Origin of the sequence: Methylomarinum vadi (assembly GCF_000733935.1) — a bacterium.
Classification (GTDB): Bacteria; Pseudomonadota; Gammaproteobacteria; order Methylococcales; family Methylomonadaceae; genus Methylomarinum; species Methylomarinum vadi.
On the sequence record NZ_JPON01000001.1, the window covers coordinates 366,791 to 383,268 of the forward strand.

The following is a 16,478-nucleotide window of genomic DNA, read 5'->3' on the forward strand; positions in this document are numbered from 1 at the left end:
GGATTCTTAAACGCTTTTGATCGAATGAACCGCTAGTGGTAGATGGGGTCATAAATTCAAACGGCGGTTGCCGACTTTTTTGGAGAGAGCCATGATGCAAATTGATCATAAAACCCTGCTTTGCCTGGTTGGATTGTTGTTAATCCAGCCCGCATTATACGCCGATGACAGGCGTGACGGCAGAAGATTCAATCCCCCGAAACAATCGGCTCCGCGTAACTTACATCGGTCGGGGCCTCAACAACCGGCGCATAGGCCACAACTAAGCCCAAGGTCGCAACCAAGCCCAAGGTCGCAACCAAGCCCAAGGTCGCAACCGTTGCAACGTTTTAGATCGCAGCCGGCCGCGCCCAGGCCCGCGCGCCAACCGCATCCGGCGTTCCAGCCAAGCAGACCGGTTCCGCCCGCGCATGCCCATCCTCAGCAACGGTGGCATGACTATTACCGGCCTGGTTACAAACTGCGTTATTTACCGCACGGCTCTTTGAGTTTGCATTTTGGCGGGCTGGATTATTTCTTTTTCGACGGCTTTTTTTACCGGCCTTTTTCCGACGGCTATTTTGTCGTCGACGCGCCGATAGGCGCGATCGTCCTGTCCTTGCCGAGATTGCATTTTAGTTTTCATTTTAATGGGATCGAATATTTTCGTGCCGGAAACACGTTCTACCGACGCCATCATCCGCGCGGTTATATCGTGGTTCCGGACCCGGGGTATCGGGGCGATTGGCGTTGATTTGCCGCAAAACGCAATTGGGCAAAACTGACGGATATTGATAATATAGGCGCTTTTTATCCGGCGGCTATTACCACTACATGGACAATCGACAAGCGTCATTACGGGCGAACAATCTGTCTTGTATCCGTGACGACAGGGTTTTGTTTTCAGGACTGAGTTTCATCGTTGCGTCTCGGCAGGTTTTATTGTTGGAGGGCAAGAACGGTAGCGGCAAAACATCGTTGTTGCGGATTTTATGTGGATTCAGGGAAGCCGACGAAGGAACGATAGACTGGTGCGGCATGCCGATCAGCGACAGCCGTTTTCATGCCGACATGGCCTATGTCGGACATCTCGATGGCATCAAGAAGGAACTGTCGGTGCTGGAAAATTTGAAAATGGCATTGGCGCTTAGTCGTCCCGGAAGATTTACCATCGAGCAGGCGCTGGACAAAGTGCATCTGGCCGGCTATGACGATACGCCAGTGCAAGCACTGTCGGCCGGCCAGAAACGCCGCTTATCGCTGGCCAGGCTACTGGTTACGCACAATATTTTGTGGATATTGGACGAGCCGTTTACCTCGCTTGACAAGCAAGGTATCAAATTGATCGAGTCGCTGATGATGGAGCATGTCGATGACGGCGGCATGATTATCCTGACTTCCCACCATGATATGGCGTTACATGGTGCCGACGTGCAACGAATCAATTTATCTCAATGTCATTAACCGCTGCTTTTATCGCCGTTATCCGGCGTGACTTGATTTTGGCCTTTCGCCGTCGCGCGGAAATCGCCAACCCATTGTTTTTTTTCGTTTTGGTTGTAACCCTGTTCCCGTTGGGGGTGGGCGCGCAGCCTAAATTATTGCAGGCAATGGCGCCGGGCATCATTTGGGTATCCGCCTTACTGGCGGCGATGTTGTCGCTGGATAGCTTGTTCCGCTCCGATTTCGATGACGGTTCTTTGGAACAAATGTTATTGAGTTCGCATCCCGTATCGGTGCTGGTATTGGGGAAAATTCTGGCGCACTGGCTGGTGACCGGTCTGCCGTTACTCTTGGTTGCCCCGCTATTGGCCCTGTTTCTGGGGCTGCCGGAACGAGCGTTGGGCACGTTACTGGTGACGTTGATTCTGGGCACGCCGGTGTTGAGTTTGATCGGCGCGATTGGTGTCGCCTTGACCGTCGGTCTGAGACGGGGCGGCATGATTTTGTCGCTATTGGTTTTGCCGCTGTATATTCCGGTCTTGATCTTTGCCAGTAACGCGGTCGATATGGCGAGCATGGGTTTGCCGGTTTCGCCCCAGCTGAATATTCTGACGGCTATTTTGTTCATGGCCCTGGTATTGGCGCCGCTGCCGGCGGCATCGGCTTTGAAAATGAGTATTAACTGACGATTATGAGTAAGGTCGGTTCTGATTCGGCGGCTGTGCGAAGCATAGATGGTAGGCTAGAGCTATTCTTATCGCCGTTGTGCAGCAAAAACCCTTTATAATAAGCACACTTAAATTTTCATAGGAGTCCCTTCATATGGGAACGGGTAAGTATCTATCGGTTTTTTCGCCGGCCACTGCCGAGCAACGCAAGGCTAGTTTCGAAGATTACTGGGAATTTACTCAGCAACATGGGGGGGAACTTTTCGAAGACGATCGGGATCTTGCTAAAAAACGCGGACGATTGAAATATTTTCAGGATAATTCGGTGACGCTGCGTCAACCATTGGCCGACCCGGATGCGTTCTATCGCAATTATGTTGCCATGCGCGATGACCCTAAGTCTTTGGACCGTAAGACGCTGATGCTGACCTGCATCTATAAGTTTGCCCGTCATGAATGGGTCGGTATCAAGAGCGCCTGGGATGCGGTTCCCGATATGGCGCATTCTTATTCGCTGGAGGACAAAATCAGCCGGGTACATTTGGCCGAGGAATTTTGCCATGTGCGCTTGTTCGATGAGATGTTGAGGACATGCGGGCTGGATCGGGTCGAATGGGTGCCGTTAGGGCCGATTAAGGAAAAAATTTATCAACAATTCCCTAAATTACCTGGTTTCCTGATGGATACGCCGGCCTTTGTCACCGAATTGATGGGGGTTACTTTTTACTCTCATCTATACGATGTTTTCGACGAGGTTTTGGTTGATGAACCGGAAGTTCACGACCGTTTGAAGGAAATTTTGGATGAAATCACTATCGACGAGGTCGCCCATGTCGGTCAGCGACGGAATTTTATCGGCCCCTTAGGTATGAAGATATCGAAGGCGCTGGTTAAACCGTTTTATACGATGTTCTTCAACGATATTCCGGAAGTGGCGGAATTGTTTGATGTGAAGCAGATGATTGAGGACGGTTTGGCGTTTGATTTCAACGGATTGCCGGATCATCTAATCGAACGCAGTTGGATTCCGTTTTACTGCAAGGCGTCGGTTTGAGGATGAGCTTGGATTAAGTATGTTCTTTCTTCTGTCCCGCAAATCAATTACCATTTAGAATATTAGTAGTAAGTTATATTAAGCATGTCGTTTATTCCCGCTCCAATTAGTCGTTTTTTTCACCGCATGGCGTCACCGCCGCATTTTTACAGCTTCGTCGATAAATTGATGCCTTGGCTGGTCGTGATTTTTATTTTGCTGGCGGGTAGCGGTTTGTACGGCGGACTGTTTTTGGCTCCGCCGGATTACCAGCAGGGCGAAAGCTACCGGATCATTTATATCCATGTGCCGTCGGCCTGGATGTCGTTGTTTATCTACGTGATCATGGCGGTGGCGGGCGGCATTGCCTTGATTTGGCGCATTAAATTGGCGGAAGTGGTGTTGATCAGCAGCGCGCCGATCGGCGCCAGTTTCACGTTCATCGCCTTGGTGACTGGATCTTTATGGGGCAAGCCGATGTGGGGCACCTGGTGGGTTTGGGATGCGCGTTTGACTTCGGAGTTGATCCTGTTGTTTTTATATCTGGGCGTGATCAGCCTTTATGGCGCGATCGAGGATCGCCGCACCGCATCTCGTGCCGTTTCGATTTTAGCGTTGGTCGGCGTCGTCAATATTCCGATCATCCATTATTCGGTGGAATGGTGGAACACGCTGCATCAGGGCGCGACCGTCAGTAAAATGAACAAACCTTCCATTCATGTCAGTATGCTGATTCCATTGCTGCTGATGGCGATTGCGTTTAAGGTCTACTATGCCATTGCCATGTTGCAAGCGGCCAAGGTGGAACTGCTGAAACGCGAGCAAAACACCCAATGGGTCAAGAAAATGTTGGAGAATTAATGATGAATTGGCAGGAATTTTTTGCCATGGGCGGTTATGCCTTTTACGTATGGACTTCTTATGGAATTTGTTTGGTCGTGTTGCTGGCCAATCTTGTCGTGCCGCTTTGGCAACGTAAACAACTGTTACGCCAATTGGCCCTGAAACAAAAACGGTCGCAATCATGAAGCCCGTCAGAAAACAACGCCTGATCCTGATCTTACTGATGCTGGCCGGTATCGGCGCGGCCGTCGCTTTTGCGCTGCAGGCATTCAATGAAAATTTGATGTACTTTTTTTCCACCAGCGATGTCGTGGCCGGCAAGGCGCCGAAGAATACGCTGTTTCGCCTGGGTGGCATGGTGGTTGACGGCAGTGTCGAGCGTCCCGGCGACGGTTTGATGGTGCGTTTCAAGTTGACCGATTTCGAACAACAGGTGACGGTCGAATATACCGGTATCCTGCCGGACTTGTTCAGGGAAGGACAGGGTATCGTCGCCAAGGGCCGCTTGAACCCACAAATGGTGTTCGTCGCCGAGGAGGTGCTGGCCAAGCACGATGAAAATTATATGCCGCCGGAAGTCGCCGACAGCCTGAAAAAACCGCAACCAACCGCGGCGGAGTAGTAACCATGATCCCGGAAATAGGACATTTCTCGCTGATCCTGGCCTTGTGTATGGCCGTTATCCAAGGTTTTTTGCCGATCATCGGCGCGGCGCGTGTGATACCCGGGTGGGTGCATGTTGCCAGACCTGCCGCCTACGGGCAGCTGTTGTTCATGGCGATCTCATATGCCTGCTTGACCCAGGCCTTTCTGACCCATGACTTTTCCGTCGCCTATGTCGCGCAAAATTCCAACACGGCCTTGCCGACGTTGTATTTGATTTCCGGCGTCTGGGGCGCGCATGAAGGGTCGTTGTTGCTGTGGGCCTTGACCCTGTCTATCTGGACCGGCTTGGTCGCGATGTTCAGCAACAATATTCCCGATGTTACCCGGGCCAGGGTGTTGGGGGTAATGGGGCTGGTCAGCATCGGTTTCATCCTGTTTTTATTGTTGACTTCCAATCCGTTCGCTCGCTTGTTTCCGTCGCCGCCGGAAGGGCGCGATTTGAATCCTTTGTTGCAGGACCCCGGTCTGGCTATCCATCCGCCGATGCTTTATATGGGCTATGTGGGTTTTTCGGTCGCTTTCGCCTTTTCCATCGCCGCGTTGTTGGAAGGGCGGCTGGATGCCGCATGGGCGCGCTGGTCGCGGCCCTGGACCAATGTCGCTTGGATGTTCCTGACGCTGGGTATTACGCTGGGCAGCTGGTGGGCCTATTACGAACTGGGCTGGGGCGGCTGGTGGTTTTGGGACCCGGTCGAAAACGCCTCGTTTATGCCGTGGCTGGTCGGTACCGCCTTGATTCATTCATTAGCGGCCAGTGAGAAACGCGGCGTGTTCAAGACCTGGACCGTGCTGCTGGCGATTTTCGCTTTTTCGTTGAGCCTGCTCGGTACTTTTCTGGTGCGCTCCGGCGTGTTGACCTCGGTGCATGCTTTCGCCAGCGATCCGGCGCGGGGGTTGTTCATCCTGATTTTCCTGGCCGTCGTCGTCGGCGGTTCGTTGCTGTTGTATGCGATAAGGGCGCCGTATGTGAAGAGCAGTGCCAGTTTCGAACTGGTGTCGCGCGAGTCGGTGTTGTTGATCAACAATGTGCTTTTAGTCGTCACCGCCGCCAGTATTTTGCTCGGTACCCTCTATCCGCTGTTTGTCGACGCTCTGGGCTTGGGCAAAATCTCGGTCGGGCCGCCGTATTTCAATGCCGTGTTTATTCCGTTGATGGCGCCCTTGGCGGTCGCGGTTGGGTTGGGCGTCATGTTGCGTTGGAAACGCGACCAACTCGGAACCTTAATGATAAGACTGGGCTGGCTGATAGCTTTTTGCGTCGGCGGCGGTTTGTTGGTTCCGCTGGCGATGCCGTTTTATTCCTGGGGCGCCGCGCTCGGCGTGACCTTGGCCTTATGGACCGTGGCCGTTTCCGGTCTGGCTTTCAAGGACCGTTTGGGACAGCAAGGTTTTAGCTGGCAACGCCTGACCCAGATTCCTGCCGGTTTCTACGGCATGACGCTGGCGCACTTCGGTATTGCCGTGTTCGTCATCGGCATTACCTTTACCTCGATCTACAGTGTCGAGCGGGATGTCAGAATGGCCCCTGGTGACAAGTTGGACATGTCCGGTTACATTTTCGAATTTCACGGCGTCAAGCAAACCGAAGGCCCCAATTACTTGGCCGAACAGGGTTTTTTGACCGTCACTTATGACGGCAAAGAAGTGGCCAGGCTGGAACCGCAGAAACGGGTTTACCGCGTACAGAAAATGCCGATGACCGAAGCGGCGATCGACGCCGGTTTGTTCCGCGATTTGTTCGTCGCTATCGGCGAACCCTTAGGCGACCAGGGCGCCTGGAGCCTCAGGGTTTATTACAAAGCCTTCATCCGCTGGATCTGGCTGGGCGCGTTATTCATGGCCGGAGGCGGTTTGCTGGCAATCGGTGACAGACGTTACCGCATCAGTCATAAAAAAAAGATAGTGGCCCATGCTTAGATACGTCATTCCCTTATTGCTATTTGTCGTCCTGGCGGTATTTTTGGCGTTGGGACTGAAATTGAATCCGCGCGATATTCCCTCGCCGCTGATCGGCAAACCGGCACCGGCGTTTTCCTTGCCGGTGTTGTCGACCCCCGAGCGGCAGCTGACCGAACAAGATTTCAAAGGCCAAGTCTGGCTGCTCAATGTTTGGGCTTCCTGGTGCGTTTCCTGCCGTTCCGAGCATCCGGTATTGAATGAAATGGCGAAATTGAATGCGGCCCCTATCGTCGGCCTGAATTACAAGGACGAGCCGGAGGCCGCCGAGCAATGGCTGGCGCGATTGGGCAATCCCTATCGAGTCAGCATCATGGATATCGAGGGCCGCACCGGCATCGATTACGGCGTCTATGGTGTTCCGGAAACCTTCGTCATCGACAAACACGGCGTCATTCGATACAAGCATACCGGCCCGGTCACGGCCGAGGATGTCGAGCGAGTGTTTTTGCCAATGATCAACCAATTAAAGGCGGAAAGCTGATGAGGTGGCTTTATTTTTTTGTGCTGGCATTGTTTCTGGCACACAGCCAGGCCGGTGTCGAATATCGCGAATTCGACAATGCCGACCAGGAGGAGACCTACCAAGGCTTGATTTCTGAACTGCGGTGTCTGGTGTGTCAAAATCAGACCATCGCCGATTCCAATGCCGATTTGGCCAAGGATTTACGCCGTCAGGTCTATGAGATGCTGCGACAAGGCAAGAGTCGACAGGAGATTGTCGAATTTATGACCCAGCGATATGGCGATTTTGTCATGTATCGGCCACCCTTCAAGACAAAAACGATGTTGTTGTGGCTTGGGCCGTTGTTGTTTGTTTTAATCGGTCTGGTGGCGCTGGTCGTAGTCAGTCGAAGGCGCAGGGCCGCGGCCGCCGCTTTACCGCCGGAAAAAAAGGCCAAAATCCATGCCTTATTGGAAGAGGGTGACGAGTCTTGAATAGTGTATTTTGGTTGGCCGTTGCGTTACTGATCGCCACGGCGTTAATGATCATCGTCGTTCCGCTTTGGCGCCGGAGCGATTTGGCCGAAAGCGATGTCGAACAACGCAATATCAAGATCGCCCGGGAAAGATTACAGGAATTGAAACAGCAATTGCGGGACGGCGCGTTGAGCCAACAGCAATTCGACGAGCAATATCAGGAGTTGGAACTTTCCCTGAGCGATGACCTGGACAGCATTCTCGCTCAGAGCAGGAAAGCGGGGCAGGGTAAATGGATGATCGTCGCCATCCTCTTGTTTGTGCCGCTGGTCAGCCTGTCGCTGTATTTTACGTTGGGCGACACACAAGCCATGGTCAAGGTTGAGCAACAACAGCTGGCGTTGCAAAAACAGCAGGAAGCGCAGCAGACGATCTTCAAGATGGTCAACGGTTTGGCCGAAAGGCTGCAGCAACAGCCGAACGATAGCGAAGGCTGGCTGATGTTGGGGCGTTCCTTAAAATATATGCGGCAATATGACAAAGCCGCGCAAGCCTTCGCTCAAGCATATCGCTTGTTGGGCGAGGAGCCGAGCGTGATGTTGCAATATGCCGACGCCCTGGCGATGGCGCAAGGCGGCAAATTGAGCGGGAAACCGGCCGAATTGATTTTCAAGGCCTTGTCCTTAGCGCCCGATGATGCCACCGGCTTATGGCTAGGCGGCATGGCCAAGGCCGAAATGGGCGAATATCAACAGGCCTTGCGCTATTGGCAGAAATTGGAGCCGAAGTTGGCAGGCAATCCCGAATCACTCAGGGAGGTGCAAGGCCTGATCGCCGCGTTGAAGGAGCGCATTGCCGAAACGGGCGGCCTTGAGACAGCGTCAGGGCAGACCGGGATCGAAGTCGAGGTCAAACTGGACGATTCCTTGTATGACAAGGTTCAAGCTGGCGACACCGTGTTTATCTACGCGCAGGCACTGAACGGCCCCAAGATGCCGCTGGCGATCGTGCGCAAGCGGGTCGCCGATTTGCCGTTGTCGGTGGAATTGAACGATGCGCTGGCGATGACGCCGGCAATGAAATTATCGGCCTTCGATAACGTTAAAGTGATCGCTCGAATCTCCAAGAGCGGCAATGCCATGCCGCAGCCCGGCGATTTGATCGGCTATGTCGATACGGCCGAACCGGGACAAGATCGTGCCGTAGTCATCACCATCAACCAGCAAGTGAAATAATGGATCAATCCATCGTATTCGACCTGGACCTGATCAACCGTTACAACACATCCGGTCCGCGCTATACCTCATACCCCACTGCGCTGGAGTTGCACGAAGGTTTCGACGATAGCGACTACCGCAAGCATATCACTCAGTCGAATGCCGCGGGCGGGCCGCTATCGCTGTATTTTCATATTCCGTTTTGCGATACGGTGTGCTATTACTGCGCCTGCAACAAGATCATCACGAAAAACCGCAAGCACGCCGAGCCCTATCTGGACAATTTATGCCGGGAAATCACCATGCAGGGCGAGCTGTTCGATCGTAGGCGCATCGTCAATCAATTGCATTGGGGCGGCGGCACGCCGACCTTTTTGAGTGCGGAGCAGATGCGGCGTTTAATGCGAACCACGCGCCAGCATTTCAACCTGCGCGACGACGATCAGGGCGAGTATTCGATCGAAGTCGACCCGCGCGAAACCGATGACAGAACCATCGCCGAATTGCGTCAATTGGGCTTCAATCGCATCAGCCTCGGGGTGCAGGACTTCGAGCCGGCCGTGCAGAAAGCGGTCAATCGTCTGCAGAGCAAGAAACAAACCTTCGCGGTATTGGAAGCGGCGCGCAAGGAAGGTTTTCGTTCCACCAACATCGATTTGATCTACGGTTTGCCTTTGCAAACGGTGGACAGCTTTGCCAATACCTTGGATCAAGTGTTGGAGCAATTGCCGGAACGCTTTTCGGTCTTCAATTACGCGCATTTGCCCAGCCGCTTCAAGACGCAACGGCAAATCAACGAGGCAGAATTGCCCAGCCCGCAAACCAAGCTGGACATCCTGCAGATGGTCGGACAGAAGTTGACCGAAGCCGGCTATGTCTACATTGGCATGGATCATTTTGCCCGTCCCGACGACGAGCTGGCGGTGGCCCAGCGCGAAGGCAAGCTGTATCGCAATTTCCAGGGGTATTCGACCCATTCCGATTGCGACTTGGTGGGACTGGGCATCACCTCGATAGGCCGTGTCGGCGACGCCTATATCCAGAACGTCAAAGACCTAGAGCGATACGGTGCACTGATCGACCAAGGCCGCCTGCCTGTATTCAAAGGCGTGGAGCTCGACGACGACGATAAGCTGCGCCGCGCGGTGATTACCCAACTGATATGTCATTTCGAATTGTCCTTCGTAACGATCGAACGACAATTCCCTATTGATTTCAAACACTATTTTGCCGGCGAACTAAACGGCCTCAAAGGCATGGAAGCGGACGGCCTGCTCACAATCGGCGCCGACCGTATTCAAGTACTGGCCCCGGGGCGTTTGTTGATCCGCAATATTTGCATGGTGTTCGACAAATATCTGGCGCGGAAACAGCAACAGTTTTCCAAGGTGATTTAGCAAGAGAGAAGCGATGGCTTTAGATAATAAACAAGCGTTGGATTTGGCCGGCGCCGGAAGGTGGGATGATGCGCATGAAATGGTGCAAGCTCATTCCGACAAATTGGCTTGCTTGATTCATGCCTATTTGCATCGCGTGGAAGGGGACCTCGGCAACGCGCGATATTGGTACAATCGGGCCCGTGAAGCGATGCCGGCGAACACGGAAGAACAGGAATTGGAGAGACTCTATCGTTTAATAAGCGATCAGAGAAAATAAGCCGTAACAAGCGGTGGCATCTTTGACTCGCTCCAGTTTAAGCATAACATGACAACTAACGCATTTCTTACCGGTAACAGTTGCGGCCTTGGCAAAGGGTTGACCGAGGTTCTGCTGGAGCAAGGATATCAGGTGTACGGTTGCAGCCGGCGCGGTTGCGATTTGCAGGGCGTTATCGGGGACATTCGCTGTGACCTGTCCGATTTCGCCGGCATAGCTCCCGCGCTGAATACATTGTTGGCGGATGTGCAATCGCTGGATCTGGTGGTGCTGAACGCCGGCATATTGGGACGGTTACAAGACATCGGCGAGACTTCGCTCGATGAGTTGAAGCGGATCATGGATATCAATGTCTGGTCGAACAAGATCATTTTCGATTGGCTGTTACACTCGAATATCCGCATCGAGCAAATTCTGCTGATTTCATCGGGGGCCGCCGTTTTAGGCAATAAGGGATGGGGCGGCTATGCCTTGTCCAAAGCGACCCTTAACATGCTTGGCAAGCTTTACGCCCACGAATTCCCTCGTAGCCACATTATGTCCATCGCTCCCGGCCTGATCGAAACCGAAATGATGGAGTCTCTGTGCAATGACGCCGACAGCAAAAGATTTCCGGCTCTGCGACGTATTCAACAGGCTCGGGGAACCGAAAAAATGCTTTCTCCGAGACAAGCTGCCGAACAGATTTTGTCGGTCCTGCCAGCATTAAAGGAGTATCCCAGCGGCAGTTTCATCGACTTACGGGAGATTCTGGCGCCGGAAGACTATGCGGAATTGATGAAAATATCGGTCCGCAAGATCCGACGTTGATGTTGACGAACTTAGAGCGAACCTCCAGCGTAACCGGAAGTTCGCCCGGGGGGATTAAATGGCTTGTTTGATTCTGGCCAAGGCGTTGGCCAGATTTTCCATGCTGGTGGCAATGGAAATGCGGATATGGCCGGGACAACCGAATGCCGAGCCCGGTACTAGCGCGACGCCGGCCTTTTCGATCAAATATTCGGCAAAATCAAGATCGTTGCTTATGCCGTCCAGGCGCTCGATCACGCCTTCCACGTTCGGAAACACATAAAACGTGCCGTCGGTTTTCAAACAATCGATGCCATCCATGCTGTTGAGTTCATCGACAACAAAATCATGGCGTTTCTTGAATTCCACCATCATCGTGTCGATACAGCTTTGATCGCCGCGCAATGCTTCTTCCGCCGCGACCTGCGAGATCGAGGTCGGATTGGATGTGCTTTGCGACTGAATCTTGCGCATCGCGCCGATGACTTCGGCCGGCCCTGCCGCATAACCGATGCGCCAGCCTGTCATGGAATAAGCTTTGGAGACGCCGTTCAATACCATCGTCCGGCCGTACAGCTCCGGTGTGGCGTTAAGGATATTCACGAAACTGCCTTTTTGCCACAGAATATGTTCATACATGTCGTCGGTGGCGATGACGATATCGGGATAATCGAGCAATACCTCGCCCAATGCTTTCAGTTCAGCCAAGGTATAGGCGACACCGGTCGGGTTTGATGGGCTGTTGATGACCAATAAGCGGGTCTTGTCGGTGATCGCGGCGCGCAATTGTTGAGCGGGCATTTTAAAATTTTGCGCCTGCGTGGTTTCGACGATTACGGGGACGCCGTCGGCCAGCAAGACCATGTCGGGATAGGACACCCAATAGGGGGCCGGAATGATGACTTCGTCACCGGGGTTCAACAGGGCTTGCGCCAAGTTATAGAAACTTTGTTTGCCGCCGCAGGACACCAGGATCTGATTCAATTGATAGTCGAATCCGTTGTCCTTGTTGAACTTTTCGATGATGGCTTGTTTCAGACTGGGAATACCATCGACCGCGGTGTATTTGGTAAACCCTCGATCCAGTGCTTTGACCGCGGCAGCCTTGATGTGTTCCGGGGTGTCGAAATCCGGTTCACCGGCTCCCAAGCCAATAATATCCTTTCCGGCTGCGCGCATTTCCGCGGCTCTCGCAGTTATCGCCAGGGTCGGGGAAGGTTTGACGGCTTTAACTCTGTCTGAAAGTTGAATGCTCATAATTCCTCGGTCGATATCAAAATAACCCATTATTATACTCCATGTATAATATTCATCTAGATTTACAGCGCCAGAAACAGATATTTTCGTGAAAAAAGCATTTAGAATTCAGAGTCGTTACCAGCCTGCCGGCGATCAGCCTGAAGCGATCAAACGTTTGGTCGAGGGGGTCAACGATGGCGAAGTGCATCAGACCTTGTTAGGCGTCACCGGTTCCGGCAAGACCTTTACCATGGCCAATGTCATCAAGGAGACTCAGCGTCCGACGATGATTTTGGCGCCGAACAAGACGCTGGCCGCCCAGTTGTACGGCGAAATGAAGGAGTTTTTTCCCGACAACAGCGTGGAGTACTTCGTTTCTTATTATGATTATTATCAACCGGAAGCCTATGTGCCAGCTTCGGATACCTTTATCGACAAGGATGCTTCGTTAAACGAGCATATCGAACAGATGCGTTTGTCGGCGACCAAGGCATTGATCGAGCGCCGTGATACCGTCGTGGTCGCGACGGTGTCGGCCATCTATGGTTTGGGAGAGCCCGAGTCTTATTTCAAGATGGTATTGCATCTGGTGCGCGGAGATATGGTTTCCCAGCGCGATATTGTGCGCCGGCTGGCGGAAATGCAGTACACGCGTAACGAGACGGAATTGCGCCGGGCCACCTACCGGGTCAGAGGCGACGTCATCGACGTGTTTCCGGCCGAGTCGGAGGAACAGGCGTTGCGCATCGAATTGTTCGATGACGAAGTCGAAAGGCTGTCGATGTTCGATCCGCTGACGGGTGAAATTCTACAGCGTGTCGCCAGATTTACCATTTATCCGAAAAACCATTATGTGACGCCCAGGGAACAATTGCTCAATGCCGTCGAAACCATAAAGGTCGAGCTGGCCGATAGATTGGGTAATTTGAGATCGCTGAACAAAATGGTCGAGGCTCAGCGCTTGGAACAGCGCACTTTGTTCGATCTCGAAATGATCATGGAGGTCGGTTATTGTTCCGGTATCGAAAATTACTCGCGTTATCTGTCGGGCAGGCCGGAAGGGGAGCCGCCGCCGACCATGTTCGATTATTTGCCGCCCGATGCCCTGGTCATAATCGACGAAAGTCATGTCACCGTCCCGCAAATCGGGGCGATGTATAAAGGCGACCGGTCGCGCAAGGAAACACTGGTGGAATATGGTTTCAGATTGCCGTCGGCATTGGATAACCGGCCCCTCAGATTCGAAGAGTTCGAACGCTTGGCGGGACAGCGTATCTATGTCTCCGCCACCCCGGGTCCTTACGAAAAAGAACATTCCGGTGTCTTTGTCGAACAAGTCGTCAGGCCTACCGGATTATTGGACCCTATTGTCGAGGTGCGGCCAGCGAGCACCCAGGTCGATGATTTATTGTCGGAAATCACTAAGCGCGTGGCGAAAAACGAACGCGTATTGGTCACGACTCTGACCAAGCGTATGGCAGAAGATCTGACCGATTATTTAATGGAACACGATGTCAGGGTACGCTATCTGCATTCCGATATCGATACGGTCGAACGGGTGGAGATCATCCGCGACTTGCGCTTAGGGCAGTTCGATGTGCTCGTGGGCATCAATCTGCTCAGAGAGGGTCTGGATATTCCGGAGGTGTCCCTGGTGGCCATCCTTGATGCCGACAAGGAAGGTTTCCTGCGTTCCTTGGTTTCCTTGGTCCAGACGATTGGACGGGCCGCGCGAAATGCCAATGGAACGGCTATTTTGTACGGCGATAAAGTCACCCGGTCCATGCAACAGGCTATCGACGAAACTCAGCGGCGCCGGGAGAAGCAGGAGGCCTTTAATCGCAAGCATAATATCCAACCGCAAACCGTGTATAAGTCGGTGACGGATATTTTGGAGTTGGCGATTCCCGGCGCCGGTGGCGCACTGGCCCACGTCAAGACCAAGGTCGCGGAATCAGCCGCCGAGTATCAGTCTTTGACGCCGAAGCAGGCGGCCAGAAAACTGAAGCAATTAGAAGACAAGATGTATCAGCATGCTAAGAATCTTGAATTTGAGGAGGCTGCCAAGATAAGGGATCAGATAAAGCTGTTGCAGGCGGAAGTTGTGGTATAAGTAGCGGCTGTTTACCAAATCAGCATGCCATAAAGATGTTCTTCTGGGAGCTCGTAATCTCTGTTGTCTTCTTCCTTTTCCAGAAAAAACAAGGTCGGCCCGTATATAGGGGGATTTTTTGTTGGTTGGTCTATGCCGTTCTGACGGTTGGCGCTTTTCCATTGCTGTAAATCAATCAGGTTGTCTTTTTTCTTCATTTTTCTCACCTAGATGCAAACGTGATTACACTATATCAACAATTTTCTGAATGAAACGTGAATAAAATTGAATTGCGGCCGCTTTCTCGAGATTTTTAGTGCTGACGCAGCTTTAAGAAGGAAGAGCCGTTTAAATTGACAATAATATATAATAAAATAATTAAATTTTGTTGATTTTTTTATTTTATTCTTTTCTGGCGAGATATATAAGAAATGCGATGTCCATTTTGCGGGGCGCAGGATACACGGGTGATCGACTCCCGTTTGGCCAGTGAAGGCGACCAGGTCAGGCGTCGGCGTGAATGCACAGCCTGCAAGGAAAGGTTTACCACCTATGAGGTGGCGGAGTTGTCTTTGCCGCGCATTATTAAGCGTAATGGTGTCAGGGAAACATTCGACGAAAGAAAACTGAGGGCGGGCATGCAGCGGGCGCTGGAAAAGCGTCCGGTAGACAGCGATGAAATAGAAGCCGCCATCAACCGCATCAAAAAAGCGATGACGGCTAGCGGCGAAAGAGAATTCAAGGCGCAGGAGCTCGGTGAATTGGTCATGAAGGAATTGAGCGCGCTCGATCATGTCGCCTTCATCCGTTTCGCCTCCGTGTATCGCAGTTTCGAGGATGTCAGCGAATTCACCGACATGATCGAAAAGCTGAAAAACAAATGACGCCGGCTCAAGATTCGGTTTACATGGCCAGGGCGATTGAACTGGCGAAAAAAGGGCGATACACCACCGATCCGAACCCCCGGGTAGGTTGCGTTTTGGTCAAGCATGCGCGGGTGATCGCCGAGGGCTGGCACCGACGCGCCGGCTGCGGACACGCCGAAGTCGAGGCTTTGGCTAAGACCGACGACGCGGCCGGGGCGACCGCCTATGTGACGCTGGAGCCTTGCAGTCATCACGGCCGCACCGGTCCGTGCAGCGATGCGTTGATCGAGGCCGGGGTGGCGCGCGTTGTGATCGCGATGCAGGACCCCAATCCACTGGTCAGCGGCAACGGCATCCGCAAACTGCGCGAAGCAGGTATCGAAGTGGACTGCGGCATCCTGCAAGCCGATGCCGAACAGCTGAATCGCGGCTTTATCAAGCGCATGACCGCCGGTTATCCGTTCGTCTGCAGCAAGCTGGCCATGAGTCTGGATGGCCGCACCGCGATGGCTTCCGGGGAAAGCAAATGGATCACGTCAACCCAAGCCCGGCAGGATGTGCAGCGCCATCGCGCGGAAAGCAGCGCGATCGTCACCGGCATTCAAACGGTGTTGGCCGACGATCCGCAGTTAAATGTCAGAATGGAGCAAGAGGTGAAGCAGCCGGTTCGGGTGGTGCTCGATTCGACATTGCAGATGCCCTTGTCGGCTAAGATGCTGGCCGATCCAGATACGGTTTGGATCGTCACCTGCAGCCGAGAGCAAGACAAAATCAAACGCTTGCAAGGGACCGGCGTCAAGGTTTTTCGAGTCGACGAGGAGCATGGACGAGTCAATTTAAAACAGGCGTTCGCCTTGTTGGCCGAGCAACAAATCAATACGGTCTGGGTCGAAGCCGGGGCGACTTTGAACGGCGCCTTGATGAATACCGACTTGGTCGATGAATGGTTGGTTTATATGGCGCCCTGTATCTTGGGCGACCGGGCGCGCCCTTTGCTGCACCTGCCGGGTTTGCAAAAGATGGCGGATAGAAAAGATATACAAATGACTTCGGTCAGGCAGGTCGGGCCCGATTTGCGCTTGGCCTTCACAGTTAAGCGATAGGGTGAAC

19 protein-coding genes are annotated in these 16,478 nt (G+C 53.0%); 17 read left to right on the plus strand and 2 right to left on the minus strand.

Annotated elements, in window-relative coordinates:
* Positions 1–319 precede the first annotated feature (319 nt).
* The 14 genes from EP25_RS23195 (at position 320) to EP25_RS0101990 (ending at position 11,192) form a co-directional block, all read left to right on the plus strand.
* Positions 320–733, plus strand: coding sequence for a DUF6515 family protein (locus EP25_RS23195; protein ID WP_031432349.1), 414 nt, complete (start codon positions 320–322; stop codon positions 731–733).
* Between the two features lie 80 nt (positions 734–813).
* Positions 814–1,443, plus strand: coding sequence for a cytochrome c biogenesis heme-transporting ATPase CcmA (gene ccmA, locus EP25_RS0101930; protein ID WP_031432350.1), 630 nt, complete (start codon positions 814–816; stop codon positions 1,441–1,443).
* Positions 1,434–2,108, plus strand: a complete 675-nt coding sequence (gene ccmB / locus EP25_RS0101935) for a heme exporter protein CcmB (RefSeq protein WP_031432351.1) — start codon at positions 1,434–1,436, stop codon at positions 2,106–2,108. Before ccmA ends, ccmB begins: the two co-directional genes overlap by 10 nt.
* Before the next feature lie 136 nt (positions 2,109–2,244).
* Positions 2,245–3,144, plus strand: a complete 900-nt coding sequence (locus tag EP25_RS0101940) for a hypothetical protein (protein WP_031432352.1) — start codon at positions 2,245–2,247, stop codon at positions 3,142–3,144.
* Positions 3,145–3,228: 84 nt separating this feature from the next.
* Positions 3,229–3,984 (plus strand): heme ABC transporter permease, encoded by a 756-nt coding sequence (locus EP25_RS0101945; RefSeq protein WP_031432353.1) that lies wholly within the window; start codon positions 3,229–3,231, stop codon positions 3,982–3,984.
* Between the two features lie 2 nt (positions 3,985–3,986).
* Positions 3,987–4,151, plus strand: a complete 165-nt coding sequence (gene ccmD, locus EP25_RS0101950; protein WP_031432354.1) for a heme exporter protein CcmD — start codon at positions 3,987–3,989, stop codon at positions 4,149–4,151.
* Positions 4,148–4,588, plus strand: coding sequence for a cytochrome c maturation protein CcmE (gene ccmE / locus EP25_RS0101955; protein WP_031432355.1), 441 nt, complete (start codon positions 4,148–4,150; stop codon positions 4,586–4,588). The genes ccmD and ccmE overlap by 4 nt, the downstream gene beginning before the upstream one ends.
* A gap of 5 nt (positions 4,589–4,593) precedes the next feature.
* Entirely contained in the window at positions 4,594–6,549 is a 1,956-nt protein-coding gene (locus EP25_RS0101960; protein ID WP_031432356.1) for a heme lyase CcmF/NrfE family subunit, read from the plus strand.
* Positions 6,542–7,072 (plus strand): DsbE family thiol:disulfide interchange protein, encoded by a 531-nt coding sequence (locus EP25_RS0101965; protein ID WP_031432357.1) that lies wholly within the window; start codon positions 6,542–6,544, stop codon positions 7,070–7,072. The genes EP25_RS0101960 and EP25_RS0101965 overlap by 8 nt, the downstream gene beginning before the upstream one ends.
* Positions 7,072–7,527 (plus strand): cytochrome c-type biogenesis protein, encoded by a 456-nt coding sequence (locus EP25_RS0101970; protein ID WP_031432358.1) that lies wholly within the window; start codon positions 7,072–7,074, stop codon positions 7,525–7,527. Before EP25_RS0101965 ends, EP25_RS0101970 begins: the two co-directional genes overlap by 1 nt.
* On the plus strand, positions 7,524–8,744 hold the full coding sequence (gene ccmI / locus EP25_RS0101975) for a c-type cytochrome biogenesis protein CcmI (protein WP_031432359.1): 1,221 nt from the start codon (positions 7,524–7,526) through the stop codon (positions 8,742–8,744). Before EP25_RS0101970 ends, ccmI begins: the two co-directional genes overlap by 4 nt.
* Positions 8,744–10,123, plus strand: a complete 1,380-nt coding sequence (hemN, locus tag EP25_RS0101980) for an oxygen-independent coproporphyrinogen III oxidase (RefSeq protein ID WP_031432360.1) — start codon at positions 8,744–8,746, stop codon at positions 10,121–10,123. The genes ccmI and hemN overlap by 1 nt, the downstream gene beginning before the upstream one ends.
* A 13-nt stretch (positions 10,124–10,136) precedes the next feature.
* Positions 10,137–10,382: a hypothetical protein gene (locus EP25_RS0101985; RefSeq protein WP_031432361.1), complete on the plus strand. Its 246-nt coding sequence runs from the start codon at positions 10,137–10,139 to the stop codon at positions 10,380–10,382.
* Between the two features lie 48 nt (positions 10,383–10,430).
* A complete protein-coding gene (locus EP25_RS0101990; protein WP_031432362.1) occupies positions 10,431–11,192 on the plus strand; it encodes an SDR family NAD(P)-dependent oxidoreductase in 762 nt (253 codons plus the stop codon).
* Positions 11,193–11,246: 54 nt separating this feature from the next.
* On the opposite strand, the gene EP25_RS0101995 is transcribed toward EP25_RS0101990, so the two are convergent.
* Positions 11,247–12,428: a pyridoxal phosphate-dependent aminotransferase gene (locus EP25_RS0101995; RefSeq protein ID WP_031432363.1), complete on the minus strand. Its 1,182-nt coding sequence runs from the start codon at positions 12,426–12,428 to the stop codon at positions 11,247–11,249.
* Between the two features lie 88 nt (positions 12,429–12,516).
* Between EP25_RS0101995 and uvrB the strand changes: the two genes are divergently transcribed.
* The gene (gene uvrB, locus EP25_RS0102000; protein ID WP_031432364.1) at positions 12,517–14,523 is read left to right on the plus strand and encodes an excinuclease ABC subunit UvrB; all 2,007 of its coding nucleotides are present in this window, start codon (positions 12,517–12,519) and stop codon (positions 14,521–14,523) included.
* A gap of 11 nt (positions 14,524–14,534) precedes the next feature.
* Here uvrB and EP25_RS0102005 read toward each other — a convergent pair whose 3' ends face one another.
* A complete protein-coding gene (locus tag EP25_RS0102005; RefSeq protein WP_031432365.1) occupies positions 14,535–14,720 on the minus strand; it encodes a hypothetical protein in 186 nt (61 codons plus the stop codon).
* 213 nt (positions 14,721–14,933) lie between these two features.
* Here EP25_RS0102005 and nrdR point away from each other — a divergent pair, with 213 nt between their 5' ends.
* Both nrdR and ribD read left to right on the plus strand, forming a co-directional pair.
* Positions 14,934–15,386: a transcriptional regulator NrdR gene (gene nrdR, locus EP25_RS0102010; RefSeq protein ID WP_031432366.1), complete on the plus strand. Its 453-nt coding sequence runs from the start codon at positions 14,934–14,936 to the stop codon at positions 15,384–15,386.
* A complete protein-coding gene (gene ribD, locus EP25_RS0102015; protein WP_031432367.1) occupies positions 15,383–16,471 on the plus strand; it encodes a bifunctional diaminohydroxyphosphoribosylaminopyrimidine deaminase/5-amino-6-(5-phosphoribosylamino)uracil reductase RibD in 1,089 nt (362 codons plus the stop codon). The genes nrdR and ribD overlap by 4 nt, the downstream gene beginning before the upstream one ends.
* Positions 16,472–16,478: the final 7 nt, after the last annotated feature.

Bases quoted from the DNA above. Each gene is read 5' to 3' on its own strand.
- nrdR (WP_031432366.1), top strand. From the start codon at position 14,934: ATGCGATGTCCATTTTGCGGGGCGCAGGATACACGGGTGATCGACTCC.
- hemN (WP_031432360.1), top strand. From the start codon at position 8,744: ATGGATCAATCCATCGTATTCGACCTGGACCTGATCAACCGTTACAAC.
- EP25_RS0101940 (WP_031432352.1), top strand. From the start codon at position 2,245: ATGGGAACGGGTAAGTATCTATCGGTTTTTTCGCCGGCCACTGCCGAG.
- EP25_RS0101990 (WP_031432362.1), top strand. From the start codon at position 10,431: ATGACAACTAACGCATTTCTTACCGGTAACAGTTGCGGCCTTGGCAAA.
- ccmA (WP_031432350.1), top strand. From the start codon at position 814: ATGGACAATCGACAAGCGTCATTACGGGCGAACAATCTGTCTTGTATC.
- EP25_RS0101945 (WP_031432353.1), top strand. From the start codon at position 3,229: ATGTCGTTTATTCCCGCTCCAATTAGTCGTTTTTTTCACCGCATGGCG.
- EP25_RS0101985 (WP_031432361.1), top strand. From the start codon at position 10,137: ATGGCTTTAGATAATAAACAAGCGTTGGATTTGGCCGGCGCCGGAAGG.
- EP25_RS0101995 (WP_031432363.1), bottom strand. From the start codon at position 12,428: ATGAGCATTCAACTTTCAGACAGAGTTAAAGCCGTCAAACCTTCCCCG.
- EP25_RS0102005 (WP_031432365.1), bottom strand. From the start codon at position 14,720: ATGAAGAAAAAAGACAACCTGATTGATTTACAGCAATGGAAAAGCGCC.
- ccmB (WP_031432351.1), top strand. From the start codon at position 1,434: ATGTCATTAACCGCTGCTTTTATCGCCGTTATCCGGCGTGACTTGATT.
- ccmE (WP_031432355.1), top strand. From the start codon at position 4,148: ATGAAGCCCGTCAGAAAACAACGCCTGATCCTGATCTTACTGATGCTG.
- ribD (WP_031432367.1), top strand. From the start codon at position 15,383: ATGACGCCGGCTCAAGATTCGGTTTACATGGCCAGGGCGATTGAACTG.
- EP25_RS0101970 (WP_031432358.1), top strand. From the start codon at position 7,072: ATGAGGTGGCTTTATTTTTTTGTGCTGGCATTGTTTCTGGCACACAGC.
- ccmD (WP_031432354.1), top strand. From the start codon at position 3,987: ATGAATTGGCAGGAATTTTTTGCCATGGGCGGTTATGCCTTTTACGTA.
- EP25_RS0101960 (WP_031432356.1), top strand. From the start codon at position 4,594: ATGATCCCGGAAATAGGACATTTCTCGCTGATCCTGGCCTTGTGTATG.
- EP25_RS0101965 (WP_031432357.1), top strand. From the start codon at position 6,542: ATGCTTAGATACGTCATTCCCTTATTGCTATTTGTCGTCCTGGCGGTA.